We start from the raw sequence: 1067 nt of genomic DNA on the forward strand, positions 1-1067 counted from the left end.
GGCGGTCCCAGGTAGCCGCTACGTGGTGGCCGGGTTGGGGGGGGGCGCCCCGCCCCCCCCCCCCCCCCCACGGCCCCACCACCGCTTCCGCCCGCACCGGCCCGGACGGGCCGACATTCCATAGACAGGACAGCAGCATGCGCATCGGCACATGGCGTACCCGTGCGGTCGCCCTGGTCGCCCTCCCGCTGGTCGCCCTCGCCCTGAATCCGGTACCAGCGCACGCCGCACCAAATGGCTACTCCGTCACCGGCATCGACGTCTCGCACTACCAGGGCACGATCAACTGGGAGTCGGTCGCCGACTCCGGCATCGACTTCGCCTACGCGAAGGCGACCGAGGGCACCGACTACACCGACCCGACGTACCTCACCAACCGCGGTGGCGCCCGCGCCAACAGCATCTACTTCGGCGCGTACCACTTCGGTCGGCCCGACCAGGGCGACCCGCGCGGCCAGGCGGCCCGCCTGGTCGAGGTCAGCAGGTACAGCGCCGACGGCACCACCCTGCCGCCGATGCTGGACATCGAATGGTCGTCCAGCCAACCGACCTGTTTCGGGCTGTCGACCGGCGCGATGGTCTCCTGGATCAGCCAGTTCCTGGACGAGGTCAAGGTCCGCACCGGCCAGCAGGCGATGATCTACACCAACCCGAACTGGTGGAATCCCTGCACCGGCAACACCACCGCCTTCGGCAGCTACCCGCTGTTCCACTCCCGGTACGCCGACACGCCCGGCAGCCTGCCGTCGGGGTGGTCGCGCTTCACGCTGTGGCAGTACACCTCCAGCGGCAGCGTGCCGGGTGTGCCCGGCGGCGTCGATCGGGACGTGTTCAACGGCACGCTCGCTCAGCTACGGGCGCTCGCCGGTGGCGGGGTCGGGCGGAAGGCGCCGGCGCTCGGGCACGACGACGGCGACGGCACGATGACCATCCACCGCTGGCGCTCGACCGGCTCCACCTTCTCACGCACCGCCGACTACAAGGGTGAGAGTTCCTTCGACCTCGCCAACGTCGGCGATCGGATGGCCTCGGGTGACGTCGACGGTGACGGCACCGACGACGTCGTG

At 70.5% G+C, this 1067-nt stretch carries 1 protein-coding gene; it reads left to right on the plus strand.

What is annotated here, in order from left to right; translation table 11 throughout:
- Positions 1 to 137: 137 nt before the first annotated feature.
- A partial coding sequence (locus ACIA3K_RS31680) for a GH25 family lysozyme (RefSeq protein WP_396805548.1) occupies positions 138 to 1067 on the plus strand: 930 nt, incomplete at its 3' end.

The organism is Micromonospora sp. NPDC051543 (assembly GCF_044454415.1).
Classification (GTDB): Bacteria; Actinomycetota; Actinomycetes; order Mycobacteriales; family Micromonosporaceae; genus Micromonospora.